Below are 23047 nucleotides of genomic sequence, written 5' to 3' on the forward strand. Positions count from 1 at the left end.
TAACGGCTGAAAAATAAAGTTGTATTTAATCTTTGCATGACCCCATTTTTAAAATAATTGTTATATATAATAAGGGAAGACAATAGAAATCAGCGTACAGGAGAGATAGCGTACAGCGTTCAGAAGAGCCGTGAACTGTAAACTGTGAGATGTAAACTGTGAGATGTAAACTGTGAGATGTAAACTGTGGAAAAGTGAATATACACCTTTCATTAATAATCACAACAAAAACCAAATTCTGGACACGGCATATTTTTGTCGATTTTTTTGTACGGAATATAAAAGACGGGAGATACAGAGATTTATTTTAGGAAAAAGATTTTTTTAAAGGGAAAAATTTTTTGGAAATGAGAATTTTCGTGGCACAATTTCGAAAAATGTTGTGATTAATAATGAAGGGAGCATGTTAGTTGAGGATTGTTAGTTGTCGGTTGTCAGGGAAAGAAAAATAGTATACCACCAAAACACCAAAAGAGCAGTAAATAGTTGATAGCTCATATGGAGAGATAAAATATTTTAAATACATCAAATTGAACAATTTGTATTCGAGCACAAATGGAAAATGTAATACGCATTTTTTGAAGATACACCTTTCATTATTAATCACAACGAAAATTGAAACTCTATTAATTTTCACCACTAAGATACGGAGGGCACAAAGAAGAAAATAAAATTTCAGGATACAAAGTGGACTAAGAACACGGCGCAGCCGATGACTACAAATAAAACAGAGAAAAACAAATGATAGAAATTTTTTCCGCAAGGTCGCAGAGAAGAACAAAGGACGCAAAGGAGGCAGAGAATAACAAGTTATCTTGATAAGATTCCCTGTAAGAACATCAGGGAATGACAGGCAAAATAATGCAAGATGGAATACCTAACGGCATTCTTTTGGTTGGAAGGATTGTTTGCTACAGACGAGAGAGACAGTGTACAGCGTTCAGCGGACAGAAGAGATAGCGTTCAGCGGACAGAAGAGATAGCGTTCAGCGGACAGCGCTCAGCGGACGGAAGGGCAAAGAGACAGTGTACGAGTATAGCGTTCAGCGGACAGATGTAAATTTTAATTGAAAAGGCTGGATGAAGTGTGAGGTATAAACTCTCATGGTAAAAATTATTTGTGCTTATGGTTTTAACCTTTAATTTATTTTTTAAAATAAACATCTTTCTTATTGTTAAAAAACTAATTATTAAAAACTGATAGTCAAAAAAACTGATTGTTAAATAAATGATTTTATAAATATGAAGTTAGCTACTGTAATAATGGCTGCGGGCAAGGGCAAGAGGATGCGTAATCCTGAAAAATCAAAGGTTATGTTTGAATTGAAAAGTAAACCGATGATTGAATATGTTATTAACCTAGCGCTTAAAATTCATTCCGACCTGATTATTCCTATTGTAGGTCATCAGAAGCAGTCGGTGATAGATTTTCTATCGGAAAAGTTTTCACACGATATAGATAGAATAAAGTTTGCTCATCAAGACGAGCAGCTGGGTACGGGCCATGCGCTAATGCAAACGAGGGAGCTGCTTGAAAATTTTGACGGCGACGTGCTGATACTTTCGGGAGATGTTCCGCTGCTGAAATATGAAACAGTTATGAAGTTTCTGAACTACCACTACGATAATCATTTTCAGGCAAGTATGCTTTCTGCAATGTTTGAGAATCCATTCGGTTACGGAAGGGTGATTAGAGATGAAAACGACACGCTTTTGGAAACCGTTGAAGAAAAAGATGCAACGGATGAGCAGAGAAAAATTAAAGAAATAAATTCCGGCATTTACATCGTAAACTGCAAGCTATTGTTTGAAGCTTTGCAGACTCTGAAGACAGACAACGCTCAGGGCGAGTATTATCTGACGGATATATTCAAGTATTTCAGAGACAATAAGATTAAAATAGGTGCTGTGCCTGTTGATGATAACCTTGAAATAACGGGTATCAACACGGTAGAACAATTGGAAGAATTAGAAAAATTAATTGATTAAAATATGTCAGAGATTATTTTCAGTGTTTCGGGAGTAAGGGGTATTTACGGCGATTCGCTTACGCTTCCCGTTGTGGTTCATTACACGCTTGCCTTTGCAAAATTTTGCAGGGATAATAAGAAAAGCAAAAAGATTGTTGTCGGACGCGACGGCAGACTTATGGGCGACGAAGTATCTGCGGTTGCGGTATATACCTTATCCATAGCGGGTTTTGAGGTGATTGATATCGGTGTTGCACCGACTCCTACTGTACAGATTGCAGTTGAGAAACTAAAAGCAGCTGGAGGGATTGCAGTTACGGCTTCGCACAATCCCCAGCAATGGAACGGACTGAAGTTTCTGGATTCAGACGGAACGTTCCTTAAGAGCAGACAGATAGACGAAGTGAAGAAGAATATCAAGACAAAGAAATTTAATTTTGTAAACGCAGATAAACCCGCAAAGGTAAAGGGAGACAAAGCATGGCTTGATAAGCATGTAGACCTTGTACTGAAGCAAAAGAATATTAACGTAAAGAAAATACAAAGCAGAAAATTCAAGGTTGTTGTTGATGCTGTGAATGCTTCGGGTTCTGTGATAGTTCCTAAACTGCTGAACAAACTCGGATGCAAGGTCACTGAGCTTTACTGCAACGGGTCGGGAAAGTTTCCGCATACACCCGAACCATTGCCGCATAATTTAAAACTTTTATCGAAAGCAGTAGTAAAGAATAAAGCCAATATCGGTCTTGCGATTGACCCGGATGGCGATCGCCTTGTATTGATTTGCGAAGACGGAAAACCTTTTATTGAAGAAAATACGATTGTTACGGTAGTAAGAAATGTCTTGAAAACATCGTTCAAAAAAGGAAATAAGGTTTGCGTAAACATGTCAACAACAAGAGCAGTTGAAGACGCTGCGAAAGAACACGGTGCGAAAGTGAAGAGAACGCCTGTCGGAGAAATAAACGTAGTTAACGAAATGAAGAAAGTAAAGGCAATCGTCGGCGGCGAGGGCAGCGGAGGCGTGATAGTCCCTAAGGTACATTACGGCCGAGATGCAAGCGTTGGTATAGCTTATGTTCTTAATGAACTTGCAGATTTCAAGGGTAAGGTCTCTGAATACAAGAAGACAATACCGCAGTACCATATAGAAAAAGCAAAGATTGAAACTAAAGGAGACCCTTCAAGACTTCTGAAGAGAATTGAAAAAGAATACAGAAAGAAGGAGTGTAAGGTCTCAACCATAGACGGTGTAAAGCTTGACTTTCCTGAATACTGGATACATCTTAGAAAGTCGAATACAGAGCCGATAATTAGAATTATTACGGAAGCAAAGAGCAAAGCAGAAGCTGTTAAAATACAAACAGAATTTTTAAAGAACCTGAAGTATAAATAAGAAATTGTGCAGAGCATACTTTCAATAAAAGACTTACGGACTTACTTTCATACCGACGACGGAATTGCAAAGGCAGTTGACGAGGTGAGTTTTGATTTGAAACAAGGCGAAACACTTGGTATAGTCGGTGAATCGGGCTGCGGAAAGAGCGTTACGGCGCTTTCAATACTGCGGTTACTTCCGAAGGATATTGGTATAATTGAAGGCGGAGAGATTTTATTCGAGGGAAAAGATATAGTAAAGATGACGGAAAAGGAAATCAGAAGCATACGCGGGAACAAGATAAGTATGATTTTTCAGGAGCCTATGACGTCTCTCAACCCTGCTTATACATGCGGTAACCAGATAGTTGAAGTGTTGAAAACTCATCAGAATTTATCGGGAAGTGAAGCAAAATCAAAGACTATTGATATATTAAACAGTGTCGGAATACCTTCGCCCGAACAAAGGTTTAAAGAATATCCGCATCAGTTATCAGGAGGGCTAAGGCAGAGGATAATGATTGCAATAGCTCTTGCCTGCGAGCCGAAAATACTCATTGCTGATGAGCCGACGACCGCTCTGGACGTGACTGTACAGGCACAGATACTTGATTTGATAAAATCAATGCAGGAGAAATACAACATGAGTGTTATACTTATAACGCATGACCTTGGAGTTGTGGCGGAAACATGCAGCAGGGTGATTGTAATGTATGCATCGAAAATAGTTGAGGAAGGACTTGTTTCTGAAGTCTTTAAAGAGCCAAAACATCCATACACCCTTGCTTTGATGGAATCTATTCCCAAGCTGAACGAGAAGAAGGAAAGATTATACACAATAGAAGGTTCAGTTCCTTCGTCAATGGAGTACAATGCAGGTTGTCATTTTGCAAACAGGTGCAATCTTGCAGATGAGAAGTGTCATGCTGAAGAGCCGTTATTAATAAGGCTTTCGGAGACTCACAGTGCTTCATGTTTTAAAATTAAAGAGACAGTACAATGATATTACTTAAGAATATTTCAAACCTTGTAACATGCGCTAATCCCGAAGGTAAAGCAAAGCGCGGAAAAACTCAGGGTGATATTTACAACATTAAGAACGGTTACCTGCTTTTTAACGGAACGATTATATATTCCGGAAATGAAAATGGGTTCAGCAAATTCATAAAGCAGAACAAAGTTAAGAATTACAAAGAGATAGACTGCAAAGGAAAAACCGTAATGCCAGGGTTTGTTGATTCGCACACACATCTTGTTCATGCGGGTTCGAGGGCAGATGAATACGAGATGAAGATACAGGGAAAATCCTACGAAGAAATCGCAAGAGCAGGGGGCGGTATTTCAAATACAGTCAAAGCAGTCCGCAAGGCATCGAAAAGTGAACTGAAAAAGATTTCCGAAAAACGCCTGTACAATTTTATTAAATACGGCACTACAACACTTGAGGCAAAATCAGGTTACGGGCTTGACGTAAAGAATGAAATTAAACTGCTTGAAATCATAAATGAACTCAACGAGAATAACAAGTACGGTGCGGATATTCTTCCCACATTTCTTGGTGCACATTCAATTCCACCAGGCGTAAGCAAGAAAGAATACATCGATATCATCTGTTATGAAATGATTCCGCAAGCTGCAAAAAGAAAACTTGCGATGTTTATAGACATATTTTGCGAGAAGGGTTACTTCGACGCGAAAGATACAGAACAAATACTTTCAATCGGTGCAAGATTCGGAATGATTCCCAAGGTGCACACTGACCAGTTTTATTCGATTGGCGGTATAAGTGCAGCAAAGAAAGTGAAAGCAATATCAGTTGACCATCTGGAGGTTTTAAATCATAAAGGAATAAATCAGCTCAAAGGAACGGATATAATTGCGACACTTTTACCGGGATGCTCATACTTTCTGAATATGGTATATCCTTCTGCAAGGAAACTTATAGAAAGCGGCATACCCGTTGCACTTGCGACAGATTTCAATCCAGGGAGCTGCAACACTGAAAACATGCAGATGATTATGTCGCTTGCCTCTTTGAAAATGAAAATGACAGCAGAAGAAATAATAAACGCTGTTACAATAAACGGTTCTTTTGCATTGAATATCCAAAATAAAACAGGTAGTCTTATTCCCGGAAAACAGAGCGATATACTCATTTTTGATTTTCCTGCTTATAAGGATTTGATTTATCATTTTGGTGTAAATCAACTGGTGAAAGTATATAAAAAAGGGAAAAGTATCCTTTAAGACTAATTTAATTACAGTTAACTAATATAATTTACTGATTTAATGGAACACATGGTACATAGTGAATCAGAAAAGTATAAATCTGATTTACATAATGCACTTAAGCAGAGATTCGCGGATAAACTGAACGATGAAGACCTTGATTTTATCACAAGGTCTTACGATAAGTATATATTTGAAATGATTAAGCTGATGAGGGAGGGAAAAAGCGCCCACGAAAAGTTCTTTTCGGATATAATTCTAAAATCAATAGACGCGATCATAGGTTTCAACAAGGAGAGACAGATTTTCCTTTGGAACGAGGGTGCTGAAAAGATATTTCAGTACACCAAAGATGAGATTACTGACAAGAATATTGGTATGATTTTACATTCCCATACAGGAGCATGGGAACGAGGTGAAGAAGAGCTGAATTCTCTTCAAAAAGAAATAGATGAAAAGGGATTTGTAACAAACTACGAAACACTTGGTCTTGCAAAAGACGGAAGAATAATTAACATAAGCTTGTCCCAGTTTCCTATTTTTGGAGAAAAGGAATCCTCCAAGGCGGACGGTCAGAAGGCGGAATTTCTTGGAAATGTATCGATCATAAGAGATATTACCGTAGTCAAAGAACTTGAAAAGGAATTAAGAGAATCAGAAAATCTGGCTCTTATAGGGCAGGTAGTATCTTCGATTGCACACAACCTTTCTAATCCTCTTAATATTATTTCCGGTAACGCCGATTATCTTCTTCTCGAAAAGAAAGAGGGTGACCCTGACTATGAAGAACTTAAAGTAATAGTTTCGGAAGCAACACGCATCACAAAATCAATACGTTCGATTCTGAATTTTGCAAAACCGATTACACTGATGAGGGAGGAAGTGAAGCTTAATGACTTACTGACTGATGCGCTCAGCGGATTCAAGTTTCTAACCGGACAAAAAGAGATTGAACTTAAAAAGAATTTTTGCAAAGAAAATCCAAGCGTAAAAATTGACAAGGAACTTTTCAAAGATGTGTTCCTGAACATTGTTGGTAATTCGATTCAGGCAATTCCCGTAAACAAAAAAGGGCTTATAAATGTAAAGACTTTTACCAAGGGAAAATTTTCTTACGCAGAGATTACGGATAACGGAGCGGGTATTAACCAAAGCGATATTAAAAATATTTTTAAACCTTTTTTCAGTACTAAGGGTTACGGAAAAGGTACCGGGCTGGGTCTTGCATTCACAGAAAGAGTAGTAAAAGAGCACAACGGTACGATAAAAGTTAAGAGCGTTCCCGCACAGGAGAATGGGAACGAGGGATACACATCTTTCCAGATAGGCATTCCTTTGATTGAGAGCCGGAGCTAAGAGCTGGAAACCAAAGCCAGCAGATAGATTCTATAATAGAAGATAGAAAAAGCAACGACAGAAAGAGTAAATTTTACCTGCAATTGTGTAGAAAAATTCCCTGATTTTCAGTAATATTCATTTTAATTAATTCAATTAATGCCATATAGTATAAAAGTACTTCTTGTTGATGATGAAGTAAACCAATCTGCACTACTCAGGAAGGTTTTGCAGAAAAAAGGTCTTAACGTTACTGAAGAGAATGACAGTGTTAAAGCAAGAGAGATTCTTGAAAAAGAGTTCTTTGATTTGATTGTCTCGGATTTACAGATGCCTGAGGTTTCAGGGATGGACTTGCTGCTGATGAAACCGAAGGATACACTATTCATTATGATTACAGGTTACGGCTCGATTTTAACGGCTGTTGATTCGATGAAGAACGGTGCTTATGATTACGTTAATAAGCCTTTTAATCTTGAAGAGTTTATGCTGAAGATTGATAAGGCTATTGAGAAGATTAAGATTACAAGAGAGCTGAATGGATTCAGGGCGCTTGTTACGGAGAGAGAGCCTTTTCCCGGTATTATTGGCACGAGCAAGAGGATGCTTGAGGTGTATGACTTTATAGAGAAGACTTCTAAGATAAACGTGAATGTGCTTGTTTGCGGGCAGAGCGGTACGGGTAAGGAGCTTGTTGCAAGAGCACTTCATTTCAGCAGCGAAAGAAAGAATAATCCTTTCGTTGCGATAAACTGCAGCGCTATTCCAGAGAATCTGCTTGAGAGTGAACTTTTCGGGCATACAAAGGGAGCTTTCACGGGTGCTATTGAAAATCAAAAAGGAGTCTTTGAGCAGGCGCACGGCGGTACTTTGTTTCTTGATGAGATAGCAGAGATGCCATATCAGCTTCAGGCAAAGCTGCTGAGGGTTCTTGAAAACTGGGAGTTTAAACCAATTGGCAGTGATAAGGTGAAAAGGGTTGACGTTAGGCTGATTTCCGCAACTAACCAGAACATTCAGGAAATGATTTCCGCAAAACGTTTTCGCGAGGACCTCTATTACAGAATTTCAACTATTTCGCTAAACTTACCGACTCTTAACGACAGACTTTCGGATATTCCTGCTTTGACTTATTACATTCTTAAAAATGTAAGCAAGAAATTCGGTAAAGAAATAAAGATTACCTCAGACGCTATTTCTCTGCTTTCCAGACATAATTACAAGGGAAATATTCGTGAATTGGAAAATATTCTTGAGCAGGCAGCAGTTACTGCGGCTAACAATAGGATTGATGTGAAGAATCTATCTATATCAGAAGATAACAATTTTCTTGACGATTGTCTTAGCAATGCACATGGTATGAGCCTTAAAGACCTCGAAAAAAAGTACATTTTAAAAGTACTTCAGCTGACAAAAGGGAATAAAAAGAAAGCCGCTGAGAAGCTTGGTATTGACAGGAAAACACTTTATAACAAATTAGGGGAGTTTGGGATTGGGAGGAGTTAGCAAAGATCAGAATTTAGAATTGAGAAGAGCGGGAAGAGTAAGCTGATGGAAGCCAGCATTCGTATGCCGGAGCATTGTAATTAGGGAGTAAATATTCTACACTGTAAGTCCGTTTTTTCTACACGATACAATTAACACACCACAAAAATAAAAGTGTAAAAAATTACCACTGTTTTCGGACTAAAATTCATATTTTAAGTCCTTTATATCCACATTTTCTTTTTAATCTCATTTTATAACAATTTATAATCAGACGAATCATGGTACAATATTTGCTATAATATTATTATAAATTTAGAATTGGTGGAGAAACGAGTAAAAATATATTGCATTACTGATGAGATTTGCTGCCTGATTAAAAAGGTTCTTAATAAGCATAATATTATTTCAAAGTGCGAAAATTATAAAGAATTATCGGTCACCAAATCTATTGACGAAATTGTATTTGAATGCAGAAACTCTGCTGATGTAGTGGTGCTGGACCAGGAACTGGACAGGGAATTTAAACAACGTATGGTTACGGCTCTTAACCATTTGACTTTTATATGTTTGCCGTCTTTGAAGGATAACGACCTTCCTGATGTACCGGAAAATGTTTATCAGATTTCAGAACCATTTAAACTAAGTGAGTTTGAAGAGGTTCTTTTAAGGATATTGAATGAGAAAACTATTTAAATTAACATTCCCAGGCCAGAGTATGGGAACGAGGACTTATTAAGGATGTATAATAGAAAATTAACAATTTTCACGCTTTCGGCTTTTCTTGTTTTAAGTGTTTTTATTGTCGCATTTAATTACACGGTTATTAAAGCAAGAAATTCGGAAGAGTGTTTTGCCTGTCATGAAGATAAAGACCTGACAATGGATGTAAACGGAAAGAAAAAATCATTGTACGTTGACGCATCATTGTACAAGAAATCATCTCACGGAGGATCTGATTGCAAGGATTGCCATGAAGGATACAATCCGGATGAGATTCCGCACAGCAAGAAGAAAGTTGATATAAAATGTCAGAACTGCCACGATAAGTTTCCCCCTATTGAGAAAAGTGTTCACGCGAAGAACGACTGCAACTCTTGTCACAATCCGCATTACCAGAAACCTGTTAAAGAAATTAAGGCAAACCAGACAGATGATTGCCTAAAATGCCACAATAATAAGAACGTAAAAGATTACATCACAAGCATTCATTCTAAAAGAAATGTTGGATGCAACGGATGCCATAACGGCGGACATGACGTGAAGAAGATTTCGAAGAGTGAGATAAATTCTTCCTGCGGAAAATGCCACGGAAAACACCAGTCAGATTTCAATAACAGTATTCATCAGACTGTTATGCGAGATGGAAACAAGAATTCACCGACATGTGTTGATTGTCACGGTGCACACAAGATAATAGCCAACAAACTTTCAATCGAATCACAAGCGTGCTTGAAATGTCATCTTGATGAAAAACTTTTCCCGGGAGAAGAAAAAGGTTCTGCTAAGTTTGTTGCTAAGTATAAAACAAGCATTCACTCCTCAATTCAGAAAGACGGAAAACAAGCAGCCGGATGTGTTGACTGTCACGGTGACCACATGATAGAATCTACATCGGACCCGACGAAGTCAACAGTAAAAGCAAAGATGATGGAGACATGCGGAAAATGTCATGCTAATGAAGTAGAACACTACAATAAATCATCACACGGTGTTTCGTTTAAAAACGGTGATCCGAATGCACCTACATGTTCTACCTGTCACGGTGAACACAGCATAAACTCAGTTCTGCAGTCGGATGAATTCTCAAAGATAAATCAGACTGAAATGTGTCTTGATTGCCATAAAGACAATAAAGTAAACCCGAATAAGAATACACATCTTGACGATTACAAAAGCAGTTACCACTATTTAGCACTAAAGGAAGGTAATTTGAAGGCGGCAACATGCAGCGATTGCCACGGTCCGCATGAGATGAAAAAAGCCTCAGACCCGGAATCGCAAATTTTCAAAAAGAATATTGATAAAACTTGCGGGCAGTCAGAATGCCATGTTCAGCAAAAAGCAGAATTCGACGGAAGTATTCATCAAGTAAGTTTAATGACGAAAGAAAATTCAGATTCACCGACCTGCAACACATGTCACGGTGCGCACCAGGTAGTTACGACGGATTCACTCGGAAACAAGGAAGGTTCAAAGCAAAGAGGTATTGTTAAATTGTGCTCGAGCTGTCATGCGTCAGTTGAGATAATCAGCAATAATGATCTTAAGAATGTAACCAAGAACTATAACGAAAGTTTTCACGGCCTTGCAGTACGGGGGGGTTCAAACAGAGCTGCCTCCTGCGAAAGCTGCCACGGTAATCATAACATCAGACCTTCTTCAGATTCTTTATCATCTGTGCATCCCAATAATCTTGGGAAGACATGCGGTTCGTGTCATCCGGGAGCAGACAAGGTATTTATTAACACAAAGATACACGTACTTGACGCAGAAGTTGAGAATCCGCTTCTATACTGGATTACAAGATTCTATATCATACTAATTGTTGCGGTAATCGGCGGAATGATTTTGCACAACATTCTGGATTACAGAAGAAAAATTAAAGATAAAAAGGCGGTTTAGGAAATATATGAAACACGAGGAAAAATATTTAAGAATGACATTTAACGAGAGGATTCAGCATTTTCTGCTCCTCTCATCATTTATAACACTCGTTATAACAGGTTTTGCCCTTAAGTACCCTGAAGCATGGTGGGTTGCCTGGGGTCCAAAAGTTTTTGGTGAGTATGCATTTGAATTAAGAGGACTTATACACAGGATAGCTGCTGTTGTTATGGTTTCGGCATCCTTTTATCATCTTTTGTACATAATATTTACGCAACGCGGAAGAAAACTTGTCGCTGATCTTTGGTTTTACAGGCAGGATCTTACTGATCTTATGGAATCACTCGGATATATAACCGGAAAGAAAAAAGACCGCCCAAAATTAGGAAGGTTCAGTTATATAGAAAAGGCGGAATACTGGGCGGTAGTATGGGGAACGGTTGTTATGGGTGCGACAGGCGCAGTATTATGGTTTCAAAACTTTTTTCTACCGATTATCAATGTATCAGGAATGGACATTGCGACAGCTATTCACTGGTATGAGGCAATACTTGCATCATTGGCTATATTAGTCTGGCATTTTTATTTCATATTTTTAAATCCGGATGTGAGACCGATGAACAAAGCATGGTACACAGGATTTCTTACAAGACATCAGATGGAAAATGAACATCCGAGAGAGCTTGAAGAAATTGAAGCAGCAGAAAAGGCGGAGACAGTTAATGAAGTATAATTCAAAGAGTTTTCATTATTAAAAAATAAATGCAGTTGTAATAAAATAAAACAACAGAGTCATGGACGAAAACAAGGACAAAAACTCAGAAGTTAAAAAGAAGAAGAGATTCTTTAAGAATGTAACAGGTTTTAGAAGATTCCTTCTTTTTACAGGTATTTACTTTTTTGCTTTTGTTGTATTTTTTGCTGTATCTGCAGAATATACATCAAGACCTTCTTTTTGTCCAACCTGCCATTACATGGAACCGTTTTATAACAGTTGGAAATCGTCATCTCACAACAACGTTCAGTGTGTTGAATGTCATTTTGAACCCGGTCTTCAAGGCACGATAAAAGGAAAGTTAAACGGGCTTGTGCAAATAGTCAGTTATGTGTCAACATCTTATAAGAAAAGAAAACCCTGGGCTGATATTCCAGATAATACCTGTTCCCGTTCAGACTGTCATGTCAAACAGAGCATTCAGGATACAACTTATGAGACGAAGGGAATATTATTCAACCACAAGCACCATCTTTCAGAATTGCGTAGAGGAAAAAAGCTTAAATGTACAAGCTGTCACGGTCAGATTGTGCAGGGTTCTCACATGCAGGTTACATATGAGACTTGTTTTAACTGTCATTTCCATAAGTCTGATGACCCAGAACACAAATATGATAAACTTGCGGACTGCAAAACCTGTCACGAACTTAATAATAAAACAAAAGAACAACTTGCATCAATGCGGTATAATCATAATACTGTAGTTGAGACTAAAATAGAATGTTCAAGCTGTCATACGAATGTTATTAAGGGGAAAGGCGAAGTCGGAAAAGAAAGATGTTTCCAATGCCATTTTGAAGATAACAAACTTGATAAATATTCCGACACAGAATTCATGCACAGCACTCACATTGCGAAACATAGCATGAGCTGCGGATATTGCCATTCGCCAATAAAACACAAAGTAGAAAAACTGGATGTAAATGCACCACCTGATTGTCAGTCATGTCATTCGGGTGCACATTCATCGATGGTAAATCTTTATGCAGGTGAAAAAGGATTTAACACAGAATCCTCTCCAAGCTCTATGTTTTTAAGCGGAATCGATTGCAAAGGCTGCCACGTACTTCATGAAACAACGAGCAAGAGCGTTAATGTTGATAAATCACGTCAGGATGCCTGCGACAAATGCCACGGAAAAGGATATGGTAATTTAATAAAGCAGTGGGAGGCATCCTCATTAAAAAGACTTGCAGTTATTAAATCAATTTACAATACGGCGAGCAGCACAGTAAAGAATTCTTCAAGCAGCAGAAAGAATGAAGCATTGTTAAAACTCGATGAAGCAATGCACAATATAAAAACCGTCGATGTTGGAAAAAGTGTACATAACATACAATTTGCTGACAAGCTCCTTGTCGGCAGTTACGGTATAATGAAAGAAGCCTTGCAGATTGTCGGGTCGAACAAACAACTTCCAGAGTTTAAAGCAAGCACAGAGTATGTACCGAATGAATGCTATAACTGTCATGGAGGTATTCAAGAGGTAAAAGTAAATGCTTTTGGAAAATCATTTTCGCATAAAACTCATATTGTAAAGCAAAGACTGCAATGCGACAGGTGTCATTCAAATGCAAAGAAACACGGGGAGTTAATTCTGAGTCAGAATTCCTGTAATTCTTGTCATCATAACAATGCGAAAAGCAATGAAACATGCGGAAATTGTCACAGTATTCAGGAACAGACATACAACGGAACCCTGAACGGTAAAAACGAACCTGACATAATGAAACAGGCAGGCGTTGGTTGCACAGATTGCCATCTCGAAAAAGGATTAATCTACAAACCCGATGATAAAAACTGTGCAAAATGTCATGATGCTGAATACTCAAAAATGATGGCAGAATGGAAATCAGATGTAAATAAATCGGCAGGAACTATAAGGGAAATTATTGGTAAAATTAATATGGATAACGATTCGGAAGTAATAGAAGCAAAGAATTTAATAAATAAAATATCGGCATACAGGAGTCTTTATGTGCATAATTATGGATTGATATCAGACCTGTTAAGCCAAAAGAAAAAAGCGCTTGAAAAATACGCAAAATAATATTGATTTTGATTTACCTAGAAAATATTTATATTTATTAACTTAACTAAACCATACAATTATGAAAAGAAAAATTTTCATTACTGTTAGTGTAACGTTATTTGTTGGAATGTTCCTTTTTTCATTTTCAACATATATTCCCACTCACGAAACAGGTTCGTTTAAGTATGTTGGTGCAGTAAAATGCGCCGGAGCCTGCCACAAGTCTGAAGCTCAGGGCAAACAGCTTGATATATGGCAGAACTCATCACACGCAAATGCGTGGAAAACTCTCGAAACTCCTGAAGCAGATAAAATTGCAAAGGACAAAGGATTTGATTCGAAGGCAGTAGAAACCCCTGCCTGTATTAAGTGTCACGTTCTTGGCAAAGATCTTGATCCTGCTGAGTTTACAGAAACATTTGATAAAACTCAGGGTGTTCAGTGCGAAAGTTGTCATGGTCCCGGTTCAGAGTACAAAGCTATGTCAATCATGAAGGATAAACAAAAAGCCATTGAAAACGGCTTAATTCTTACAGAAGGTGAATCAGCCTGTACAGGATGCCACAATGACGGAAGTCCTACATTTAAAGGTTTCAATTATGCTGAAATGTGGGCAAAGATTCAGCATAAAAAACCTTAAGTATCAGATTTCATGCAGATTAGGTCATAGTTAGATGAAGACCTAATCTGCAATTATATAAGTGAGGAATTTTAAAATAATTTACTTCATACTATGAGGAAGTTTACAGTTTTTACGTTTATTTTGTTTTTTGCTATATTGGCTTCCGGATTGACTCAGACTTTAAACCTTCGGTTTAACAACGCTTTTTATACATGGAAGCGTGTTGATTCGTTAACAGGAACCAATACAGATGCAACTTACACAACACACCTCAAAGGTTATCAGAATCTTGCATTCGACCTAAATTTCGGTAAATGGACGCTGAGTTCTTTTGTTCAAACAGATGAGGATGTTATTAATAAAATAGACAAGGGGTTTTCTTTTAGGTTTTACGATGTTTATTTAAAAGGAAGCAACCTATTTAACGTACTTGATCTGAAACTTGGACGACAGTACGTTACTGCGGGCTCGGGCAGAGGGACAATTGACGGGGCACACTTCAAGTTAAAACTTGGTGACAGAAAACAATATCAGATTGTCGGTTATGGAGGTTACCTTACCCCCCTTGACTATGATTTTCAGGGATACAAACAACTGCAGGATAATTTTCTTGCGGGAGGTCAATTCCTGTATTACGGTGTCAAAGATATGTCCATCGGGCTTAGTTATGCAATGAAGAGGAGAGGAACGGACCCCTATTATACAATCCGTCCTGACGAACTCTTTAACCCTAAGGTAGTTTACATTGAAACTGAATCCAAGTCCGAGCAGATTGCAGGTGCTGATGTTTCATATAGAATTAATAAAAAGCACAATGTTTTCGGACGTGCTTATTATGATATCAATATGAAGAAGCTTTATAAAGTTGAGATAAACGGGAATTTTGCATTAACGGATAAAGTTAAATTTTCTATCGGCTACTATTATAAGCAGCCACAGATAAGCTACAACTCAATATTCTGGGTATTTAATCAAAAGAAATATCAGGAAGTAGAAAGCGGAATTGATTATGCAACAAAAATATTTGGTACTGATGCGAATGTATATGGAAGGTTTGGCGGAGTCTTTTATGAAAATGACAATTCGTTAAAGTTCCAGGTTGGAATTTCTAATCCATGGTATGGTCTGGGAATAATCAAGTACACAGGTTATGCAGGAGAATCAGAGGGCGCTTTCGGTTACTTCAATCATGACTTATATCAAAACAAGTTTATACTGACTTCTAACCTGAATTATTCGAGATATAATCTTGGTAATTATAATTCGGACAAAATGGATGTATTCGGCGGAGCTCTTGGACTCACATACAGACCTGTAAATCATTTTTCAATTGATGCTCAAGGACAATTCATGACGAACGAAATCTATAAGTTTGATACAAGATTCCTTCTAGGGTTCAATCTCTGGCTCTTTACTAATTTTAATAAATAAACATAAGCAAATTATGAATTTAAAAAAGTTTTACATCGTATTTTTATCCGGAGCATTTTTATTCGTTTCGCTCACTGCTTATGTTTCAAAGAATAAGAGTATAACAAAAGTATTCGGTGAATCCGAAATTGTTAAAGTGAGCAATCAAAGCAATAAAGATGTAATTAAGTTCAACCACCAGGTTCATGCTTCGAAGGATGTCGGTTTAGTATGCAAAGATTGCCATAACGCCGCCTATGAATCACGAAGGGCGACCGACAATCTAAACCCAAATCACGACAACTGCGTTGCATGTCATGACGTTAAAGACGATAAAGAATGCAAGCTCTGTCATTACGACGGTGTTTATAAGAAAATCGGATCGGCACCCAAAGAACTTGTATTTGCACATAAAAGACATGTTGCACACAAGATGAATTGTGATTACTGTCACGTTGGAATTGAAAATGTCAAATACGCAAGTGATGCAATAAATGGAGGATTTCCCAACATGGAAAATTGCTATACATGCCATGACAATAAACAGCAGACCAATTCATGCGAAGCTTGTCACACAAATCTGACAAACCTGAAACCGATGGATCACATGAGTTCAAATTTTCTGAACGAGCACAAGATAATCTATGATGCATCCTCAAATACTGCTTTGAACAACAATTGTATGATGTGCCATTCGAACTTCTTCTGTGAAAACTGCCACCAGCCGGTGAAGTATCAGGGATTAAATACACCTAAAAATTTCTATGCTCCGTATTACAGCAAAGATCAGGTAACACGTGTTGACAGGAGTGCTTTACAGAAATTATCAGCTGTTCATGACTTGAATTATCAGTTTACTCATGGACTTGATGCAAGACAGAAATCGTTTGAATGTAAAACATGTCATGATCCGGTTGATTTCTGTGCGGCATGTCATCAAAACGGAGGTAATCTTCCGACAGGACTAATGCCAAAGAGCCATCTTGTAACCAACTTCACAACGTATGGAGTGGGAACAGGAGGTGGTATTCATGCTGAACTTGCAAAACGTGACATGGAATCATGCGAAGCCTGTCACAGTGTAAATGGTGCTGACCCGACATGCATACAATGTCATGTTGACAATGACGGTATAAAGGGAACTAATCCGCGAACACACGAATCAGGATTTATGAGAGATGATAAAGGCAGCTGGCATAACACAAAGGGCGCAATTTGTTACACTTGCCATTCTGATGCTAATGCCCGTCCTGACGGTATGCCTGGAGTCGGTTTCTGCGGTTACTGTCATACAAAACTAAAGTAAATAATTAAGATTATGAAAAAAATATTTATATTGTATTCATTAGTCCTGTTTGGGTTTTTCGTGTTAATCTACGGCTGCAGCGAGGTTAAAAAAGACCTTGTGGTGGCTCCAACACCTGAGCTTCATCCAAGCGGATGGATTGACCCGTCCTCAGCTGATTTTCATGGAGCATGGTTTTCGGGTAATGACTGGAATCTAAATGGCTGTAAGTCATGTCACGGCGGAGATTACAACGGCGGAACAACGGGAGTTTCATGTAATACTTGTCATACCGGAGGTCCAGAGGCATGCAACACCTGTCACGGAAATAACAACCATATATATCCACCACTTGCTTTGAACGGTGCATCACAGAATACAGACAGAGGCGTTGGTGCGCACGTGAAGCATATGATTACCGATTCAACTAAGCGGTTTTCTAAGGTTGTTCCATGTAATGAGTGCCATCTGGCTGTAAGTTCATTTTCAGATCCTAACCATATTATTAAGGATGGAAAGAGTTCGGCAGGAGTGGTATTCGGTACACTTGCAAAAACCGTAACAGATAGTGTAACACCAAACCCACAGTGGGATCAAAATCTACAGACATGTTCAAGTGTTTACTGCCACGGCATGTTTAAAAATGGAAATCAGAACGCTGCTCCTGTGTTTAATGATCCATCATCGGTTGTTTGCGGCTCATGCCATGGAAACGCTACAACAGGGAGCCCATTACCGGGCGGTACACATCCGAATCTGTATCCGAGCATAACACAATGCTGGCTTTGTCACGGCGGAGTTATGAATTCCAACGGAACATTTAAAGATAGAACAAGACATGTAAACGGAATAGTTGATATTGGTATCAAATAAAGTAAATCAGCATTTCTAATATTAACCCCGCTTATTTGGGCTAAGCGGGGTTTCAAAAAACTGCTTAGGAAATATACCAAAAACACGCATTAGGGGAATAAAATTAAGGTTTTAGGTTATCAATAAATGTAACTTAATTACTATTTATGGTGTTATTATTAACAGAAATTAAAGTTCGATTTAACTATATTTGCAAAATTATAAAATTAACATTAATCAATACTTAAAAATGAAGAAACTACTTTTATTGTCAATATTTGCGCTACTTATAGCAGGTTGTTCAAAAATGGAAGAGAAGAAACCAGGGATGGACAACAGCAAAAACACTTCTCAAAACCAGCAAGGAAATAATCAGGATCCGCATTCACAAATGCCTCCTAACCATCCTGATATAAGTCAGAATACGCAAGGTAACATGACTGACGCTGCGGGTGACGATGCTAAAGATCCAAAAGCAGATGAACTTTCAAAAGGCGCATACGATTTCGAAAGCAGCTACAAAAAAGACAATAATTTAAAGAAAGAACTTATACAAAAACACATGACAGCGGGTAATTATTTAATGTTTGAGGCAAATTTAAGTCCCAAAAAGAAATACAAGCCGGCATTAATGCATTACCGTCGTGTATTAGAACTTGACCCAACAAACGCAGAAGCTGAGAGAAATAAGGCACAGATTGAAGAGATTTATACAAGTATGGGAAGGCCTATTCCACAGGATTAAATTTAGCCAATGAATAATATTTATAAGTATAGTGTTTTTGTTTTAATCTCTCTGGTTTTAGTCGGGACTTTTGTAGTACCTATTCCGACAATTCCCGGATTGTATGATAAAGCAAGAATAATATATCTTCACGTACCTCTTTCCTGGATTGCAGTAGTTTCATTTCTTTTATCCATGATAAATTCGGTTCAGTATCTTAGAAAACGCGACCTTATTTATGATGTTCGGTCGCATTCAGCTGCGGAGGTTGGATTTCTATTTACAATACTTGCAACAGTAACGGGTGCATTATGGGCAAAATTCAACTGGGGAACGTACTGGAATTGGGACCCGCGTCAGACTTCGATTTTTATACTATTACTTATATACGGTGCCTATTTTGCGCTTCGTTCAGCAATTGATAACTATGAACAGAAAGCAAAACTTGCATCGGTATATGCAATAATTGCTTTTGTTACAGTACCATTCTTTATATTTATCATGCCGAGGATTGTAGAATCACTACATCCGGCAGATACAATAATAGATTCGCAGGGTAAGATTTCGATGAATCCTGTTATGTTCACAATTTTTATGTTCTCGTTGTTTAGTTTTACTCTTTTGTTTTTCTGGATTCTTAACATTAAAATAAGATTAGAAAAACTAAAATTACAAAGAATTCAAAAAATTAATAATTAATAAAATGCACGATTTTTTAGAGCAGAATGCAATGTATTTAGTCCTGATAATAGCTCTTGTAACATGGGCAGGATTATTTATATACTTATTTTCAATTGACAGAAATTTGAAGAAACTCGAAGGAGCAGAGCATGACAAGTAAAATAAAAATAATAATAGCATCACTTATAGTAGTTATTTTTGTTGTGGTTGGATTTTATTCTTTCATGGACAGCAAGATAGAATATGCATCTTTTAAGGAAGCACAGAAGAAGATGAAAATGGTAGAAGTGAAGGGAGTATGGCAGCAGAATAAAGAAACAAAATACGATGCGGATAAAGGCACATTCACATTTTACATGAAAGATGATGACAGTACCGAAATGAAAGTTGTACTTGACGGTGCAAAGCCGAATAATTTCGATATTGCAACTATGGTAGTTGCGAAGGGGAAAGTAAAAGACGACGTCTTTTACGCAAAGGAAATATTGACAAAATGTCCTTCGAAGTACGAGGGCAAGGGTGAGGACGTGATGAAGTCCTCGAATGTTAACTAAATTAAACACTATGGTTGGTAAACTTCTTATCTATACAGCTTTTATAGCATCTGTTATCTCTATCATTGGTTTCTTCCTTGCACATAATGGGAAAGAGAATTTCCTGAAAATGGGAAGGGTATTTTTTCATATAACTTCTATCAGCATTATTACGGCAGCATTATATCTGCTGTACAACATACTTACGCATAACTTCCAGCTTTCTTACGTTTGGGAGCAAAGTTCGACAGACTTGCAACTTCCACTTTTGATTTCAACCTTCTGGGCAGGACAGGAAGGCAGTTTTATGTTGTGGGCGTTATTAACTGCTGTTATAGGTGTATTTTTGCTTAACTATGTATCCAAAGGTGAAAGAATGGAACCCCAGGTCATGGTAATGTTTACACTGGTTCTAAGTTTTATTACATTAATATTAATATTAAAATCACCATTCCATTATCTTTGGGAATCGTTTCCAAAAGAAGTTGACTACGGTTTTATGCCGCCAGAAGGGCGTGGACTTAATCCTCTGCTGCAGAATTTCTGGATGGCAATTCACCCTCCAACTTTATTTATAGGATTTGCTTCGCTGACAGTACCGTTTGCATTTGCGATGGGAGCACTTCTTAAGAATGATTTTGACAGCTGGACATCATTTTCAGTACCGTGGATTCTCTTTGCGGGCGGCGTACTTGGGCTTGGAATAATGATGGGCGGCTACTGGGCATACAGCATACTCGGATGGGGCGGTTACTGGGCATGGGACCCGGTTGAAAACTCATCCCTGATTCCGTGGATTATTAACGTAGCGAGTCTGCATACAATTATTGCACAAAGGAAAACAGGAGGGTATAAGAAGACAAATCTTCTTCTTAGCATACTTGCATTTCTGCTTGTGTTATATTCAACGTTTTTAACAAGAAGCGGAATACTCGGCGATTCGTCTGTGCATTCATTCGTTGATCCGGGAGCGGAAGTATATCTTGCTCTTGTTGTATTTATATCTACCTTTACGCTTATCTCGCTTGGAATGATACTCGTTCGCTGGAAGAGTCTGAAAGATATCAGAATCGAGAGTTCAAAGCTAATGACAAAAGAATCATTTTTATTTATAGGAGCTTTGCTGCTTTGTGCATCTGCGCTTGTAATCTTTGTTGGCACGAGTCTTCCGATAGTATCACAATCAAAAGTTGACCAGACTTTTTATAATAATATGAATCTTCCTGTTGCGATATTTCTAATGTTTACTATGGGAATAAGTCTTTACATTGAATGGAAAGAAACTGAGCTGAGTAAATTCTGGAAGAACATGATTTTACCAACGGCTTTTTCATTGATAACACTTGTTATACTTATCACTATAGGTTTAAGGGATCCGCTATATATTGTATTTGCATTCGTTTCACTGATTGCGTTTTTTGTTAATGCAAGATTTGCGATACGAATCATTAAAAGCGGTACGATGAATTTCGGAGGAATGTTCGCGCATATAGGGATAGCACTATTCTTTCTCGGAGTAATCGGGTCGGCACGATACAGTCAGGATGTTGACCTTTCTCTTGAAGAGGGGAAACCACAGGAAGCATTCGGTTATCAGTTTACATACGTTGGTGCGAATACATTCATGGACCCGAATAATAAAAGGGATACAATGTATGCTTTCAACATAAAAGTTGAAAAGGAAAACAAAGAAATGACGATGAGACCCGTGATGTTCTACAGTAAATTTTCACAGGGTGTTATGAAAAGCCCGGATATAGCATATTTTTCTTATAAAGATTTGTATATATCGCCAATGAGCCTTGAAGAATCGAATCCTTATCCGCAGGAATCGATGTACGAGCTGAAGAAAGGAACGAAAACAAAGGTCAACGAACTTGAAGTTGAGTTTGTGGATTTTGATTTCGGCAATATGCAAAAGGGCGGCAAGGAAATGGGTTCGGGAAATTACACACTCGGAGCTATTATAAAAGTTACGGACGGAGGAGTTACAGAAACCATGAACGTTAGAACAAAATTTGTTGATGGTACTCCACAGCCGAATCCAGTGATGATGGAAAGCAGCAAGAAATATGCCTTCTACTTTCTAAACATGTCTGTAAGAGGTGAGGAAGAAGGCGGAACAACAGCCGTGTTTTCAATCATGGACGCTTCAAAAAGCCCACAGCAGCAAGCAGGGGAAACACTTGTTGTTAACGCAGCTATTAAACCTTTCATCAGTGTTTTATGGACAGGTATAGTAATACTATTTGCCGGGTTTATAGTTGCAATCGTGCGAAGAAGAAAAGAACTGCTTGTTAAACATCCAGAGAAACATGAAGAGCACAGTACAGGAAACGGCAGCAAACAAAAGAATAAGAAGAAATAACATTACACGATAGTTGTTTTACATAAGCCCCCGAATATTTGGGGGCTTTTTATTTTCTATTCTATCAGAACATACTTACTTCTGCACTTAAATTTTATTTAGGGTTATATTAAATACAAATTCAAACACAGGAAGTTGTTAACAAGCTTAATAAAATGCAGTGTTACTTATGCATAAATATCTTAATTTTACGTTATAATTAATCAAAATACGTCTAATTATTGAGAAAGCTGACTCATGACGAAATAAAATCTGTAAGAAAAGATTTAACCAATATAAAAGAGTTCAAGCGAAACCCTATATATCTTCTTTGTGACAGCATTCGGAGTATTTTCAACGTTGGCGCAGTATTCAGGGCTTCGGATGGTGCTTTCATAGAGAAAATATTTCTGACAGGATATTCACCGTATCCGCCGCGCAAAGAGATAGAAAAGGTTGCGCTGGGAGCAACGCTGAGTGTACCATGGGAATACGTAAAAGACCCTATTGAGGTTGTGAATCGCCTGAAAACAGAAAAGATAAAGATAGCGGCGTTAGAGCTTACGGATAAACCGCGGATGATATGGGAATTAACGAAGGAAGATTTCCCGCTGTGCCTTATTCTGGGGAATGAAATAACGGGTGTTTCAAAAGAGCTTATTGATGCATCGGATTTTTCAGTTGAACTTCCTATGCTTGGGATAAAGCAATCGCTGAATGTATCGGTAGCGACGGGAATTGCATTGTATGAAATGATACGTATATTAAATTACAGTTAAGAAT

21 protein-coding genes are annotated in these 23047 nt (G+C 38.0%); all 21 read left to right on the forward strand.

Annotated elements, in window-relative coordinates:
• Positions 1-868: 868 nt before the first annotated feature.
• The 21 genes from WC644_06910 (at position 869) to WC644_07010 (ending at position 23043) form a co-directional block, all read left to right on the forward strand.
• The gene (locus WC644_06910; protein ID MFA5011670.1) at positions 869-1060 is read left to right on the forward strand and encodes a hypothetical protein; all 192 of its coding nucleotides are present in this window, start codon (positions 869-871) and stop codon (positions 1058-1060) included.
• 182 nt (positions 1061-1242) lie between these two features.
• Positions 1243-1989 carry a sugar phosphate nucleotidyltransferase gene (locus tag WC644_06915; protein MFA5011671.1) on the forward strand — a complete coding sequence of 249 codons (747 nt, stop codon included), beginning with the start codon at positions 1243-1245 and terminating at the stop codon, positions 1987-1989.
• A gap of 3 nt (positions 1990-1992) precedes the next feature.
• Entirely contained in the window at positions 1993-3366 is a 1374-nt protein-coding gene (glmM, locus tag WC644_06920) for a phosphoglucosamine mutase (GenBank protein MFA5011672.1), read from the forward strand.
• Between the two features lie 6 nt (positions 3367-3372).
• The gene (locus WC644_06925) at positions 3373-4350 is read left to right on the forward strand and encodes an ABC transporter ATP-binding protein (GenBank protein ID MFA5011673.1); all 978 of its coding nucleotides are present in this window, start codon (positions 3373-3375) and stop codon (positions 4348-4350) included.
• Positions 4347-5594 carry an imidazolonepropionase gene (gene hutI, locus WC644_06930; GenBank protein MFA5011674.1) on the forward strand — a complete coding sequence of 416 codons (1248 nt, stop codon included), beginning with the start codon at positions 4347-4349 and terminating at the stop codon, positions 5592-5594. Before WC644_06925 ends, hutI begins: the two co-directional genes overlap by 4 nt.
• A 51-nt stretch (positions 5595-5645) precedes the next feature.
• Positions 5646-6932, forward strand: coding sequence for an ATP-binding protein (locus WC644_06935; protein MFA5011675.1), 1287 nt, complete (start codon positions 5646-5648; stop codon positions 6930-6932).
• A gap of 138 nt (positions 6933-7070) precedes the next feature.
• The gene (locus tag WC644_06940) at positions 7071-8417 is read left to right on the forward strand and encodes a sigma-54 dependent transcriptional regulator (GenBank protein ID MFA5011676.1); all 1347 of its coding nucleotides are present in this window, start codon (positions 7071-7073) and stop codon (positions 8415-8417) included.
• 300 nt (positions 8418-8717) lie between these two features.
• A complete protein-coding gene (locus WC644_06945) occupies positions 8718-9092 on the forward strand; it encodes a hypothetical protein (protein MFA5011677.1) in 375 nt (124 codons plus the stop codon).
• A gap of 45 nt (positions 9093-9137) precedes the next feature.
• Positions 9138-11021 carry a cytochrome c3 family protein gene (locus tag WC644_06950; protein MFA5011678.1) on the forward strand — a complete coding sequence of 628 codons (1884 nt, stop codon included), beginning with the start codon at positions 9138-9140 and terminating at the stop codon, positions 11019-11021.
• 7 nt (positions 11022-11028) lie between these two features.
• A complete protein-coding gene (locus tag WC644_06955) occupies positions 11029-11736 on the forward strand; it encodes a cytochrome b/b6 domain-containing protein (protein MFA5011679.1) in 708 nt (235 codons plus the stop codon).
• 61 nt (positions 11737-11797) lie between these two features.
• Complete coding sequence (locus WC644_06960) at positions 11798-13828, forward strand: NapC/NirT family cytochrome c (GenBank protein ID MFA5011680.1); 2031 nt, start codon at positions 11798-11800, stop codon at positions 13826-13828.
• A 61-nt stretch (positions 13829-13889) separates the two neighbouring features.
• The gene (locus WC644_06965; GenBank protein ID MFA5011681.1) at positions 13890-14450 is read left to right on the forward strand and encodes a cytochrome c family protein; all 561 of its coding nucleotides are present in this window, start codon (positions 13890-13892) and stop codon (positions 14448-14450) included.
• 93 nt (positions 14451-14543) lie between these two features.
• On the forward strand, positions 14544-15863 hold the full coding sequence (locus WC644_06970) for a hypothetical protein (GenBank protein ID MFA5011682.1): 1320 nt from the start codon (positions 14544-14546) through the stop codon (positions 15861-15863).
• A 13-nt stretch (positions 15864-15876) separates the two neighbouring features.
• Complete coding sequence (locus WC644_06975) at positions 15877-17148, forward strand: cytochrome c3 family protein (protein ID MFA5011683.1); 1272 nt, start codon at positions 15877-15879, stop codon at positions 17146-17148.
• A gap of 12 nt (positions 17149-17160) precedes the next feature.
• Positions 17161-18000 carry a CxxxxCH/CxxCH domain-containing protein gene (locus WC644_06980; GenBank protein ID MFA5011684.1) on the forward strand — a complete coding sequence of 280 codons (840 nt, stop codon included), beginning with the start codon at positions 17161-17163 and terminating at the stop codon, positions 17998-18000.
• 229 nt (positions 18001-18229) lie between these two features.
• A complete protein-coding gene (locus WC644_06985; protein MFA5011685.1) occupies positions 18230-18724 on the forward strand; it encodes a hypothetical protein in 495 nt (164 codons plus the stop codon).
• A 9-nt stretch (positions 18725-18733) separates the two neighbouring features.
• Positions 18734-19402 (forward strand): cytochrome c biogenesis protein CcsA, encoded by a 669-nt coding sequence (gene ccsA, locus WC644_06990; GenBank protein ID MFA5011686.1) that lies wholly within the window; start codon positions 18734-18736, stop codon positions 19400-19402.
• A 4-nt stretch (positions 19403-19406) separates the two neighbouring features.
• Positions 19407-19544 (forward strand): CcmD family protein, encoded by a 138-nt coding sequence (locus WC644_06995; protein ID MFA5011687.1) that lies wholly within the window; start codon positions 19407-19409, stop codon positions 19542-19544.
• Positions 19534-19938 (forward strand): cytochrome c maturation protein CcmE, encoded by a 405-nt coding sequence (locus tag WC644_07000; protein ID MFA5011688.1) that lies wholly within the window; start codon positions 19534-19536, stop codon positions 19936-19938. Before WC644_06995 ends, WC644_07000 begins: the two co-directional genes overlap by 11 nt.
• Entirely contained in the window at positions 19928-22285 is a 2358-nt protein-coding gene (gene ccsA / locus WC644_07005; GenBank protein MFA5011689.1) for a cytochrome c biogenesis protein CcsA, read from the forward strand. Before WC644_07000 ends, ccsA (WC644_07005) begins: the two co-directional genes overlap by 11 nt.
• Positions 22286-22506: 221 nt before the next feature.
• Complete coding sequence (locus WC644_07010) at positions 22507-23043, forward strand: TrmH family RNA methyltransferase (protein ID MFA5011690.1); 537 nt, start codon at positions 22507-22509, stop codon at positions 23041-23043.
• Positions 23044-23047 lie beyond the last annotated feature (4 nt).

The sequence above is a fragment of the Ignavibacteria bacterium genome (assembly GCA_041649015.1).
Classification (GTDB): Bacteria; Bacteroidota; Ignavibacteria; order Tepidaquicellales; family Tepidaquicellaceae; genus CAIKZJ01.

Coding starts and splice junctions, on each gene's coding strand:
- WC644_06970 (MFA5011682.1), top strand. CDS start 14,544: ATGAGGAAGTTTACAGTTTTTACGTTTATTTTGTTTTTTGCTATATTG.
- WC644_06955 (MFA5011679.1), top strand. CDS start 11,029: ATGAAACACGAGGAAAAATATTTAAGAATGACATTTAACGAGAGGATT.
- WC644_06950 (MFA5011678.1), top strand. CDS start 9,138: ATGTATAATAGAAAATTAACAATTTTCACGCTTTCGGCTTTTCTTGTT.
- ccsA (MFA5011686.1), top strand. CDS start 18,734: ATGAATAATATTTATAAGTATAGTGTTTTTGTTTTAATCTCTCTGGTT.
- WC644_06915 (MFA5011671.1), top strand. CDS start 1,243: ATGAAGTTAGCTACTGTAATAATGGCTGCGGGCAAGGGCAAGAGGATG.
- WC644_06940 (MFA5011676.1), top strand. CDS start 7,071: ATGCCATATAGTATAAAAGTACTTCTTGTTGATGATGAAGTAAACCAA.
- WC644_06965 (MFA5011681.1), top strand. CDS start 13,890: ATGAAAAGAAAAATTTTCATTACTGTTAGTGTAACGTTATTTGTTGGA.
- ccsA (MFA5011689.1), top strand. CDS start 19,928: ATGTTAACTAAATTAAACACTATGGTTGGTAAACTTCTTATCTATACA.
- WC644_06960 (MFA5011680.1), top strand. CDS start 11,798: ATGGACGAAAACAAGGACAAAAACTCAGAAGTTAAAAAGAAGAAGAGA.
- WC644_06980 (MFA5011684.1), top strand. CDS start 17,161: ATGAAAAAAATATTTATATTGTATTCATTAGTCCTGTTTGGGTTTTTC.
- WC644_06985 (MFA5011685.1), top strand. CDS start 18,230: ATGAAGAAACTACTTTTATTGTCAATATTTGCGCTACTTATAGCAGGT.
- glmM (MFA5011672.1), top strand. CDS start 1,993: ATGTCAGAGATTATTTTCAGTGTTTCGGGAGTAAGGGGTATTTACGGC.
- WC644_07000 (MFA5011688.1), top strand. CDS start 19,534: ATGACAAGTAAAATAAAAATAATAATAGCATCACTTATAGTAGTTATT.
- WC644_06975 (MFA5011683.1), top strand. CDS start 15,877: ATGAATTTAAAAAAGTTTTACATCGTATTTTTATCCGGAGCATTTTTA.
- WC644_06910 (MFA5011670.1), top strand. CDS start 869: ATGGAATACCTAACGGCATTCTTTTGGTTGGAAGGATTGTTTGCTACA.
- WC644_06995 (MFA5011687.1), top strand. CDS start 19,407: ATGCACGATTTTTTAGAGCAGAATGCAATGTATTTAGTCCTGATAATA.
- hutI (MFA5011674.1), top strand. CDS start 4,347: ATGATATTACTTAAGAATATTTCAAACCTTGTAACATGCGCTAATCCC.
- WC644_06935 (MFA5011675.1), top strand. CDS start 5,646: ATGGTACATAGTGAATCAGAAAAGTATAAATCTGATTTACATAATGCA.